Here is a 269-nt window from a genome sequence, read left to right as displayed (position 1 = left end):
CCGCATTCGCTGCCGTCGTAACCTCCGACGTCTCCCACAGCATCGCGTCAACCTGTAGCTTCTGCGTTTGCTCTTGCTGTTGCTGTTGCTCTTCCTCCGCGCAAGCCCAGACACCGTCGCGATCTGGAACGTCTGAACTTGCGTGGGAGATGATCAAGATTAAAAGCAGAGCAGGAACAGCAGAATTTGAAGATCAGCGCTGTACCTGTGGGAGCTTCTGGAGGTTACGACAGTGGCGAAAGCGGAGTTTCAGGCAACTGATCCGCAGT

Source organism: Pseudomonas bohemica (genome assembly GCF_002934685.1).
Lineage (GTDB): Bacteria > Pseudomonadota > Gammaproteobacteria > Pseudomonadales > Pseudomonadaceae > Aquipseudomonas > Aquipseudomonas bohemica.
Note: the sequence above shows the minus strand (reverse complement) of the source record.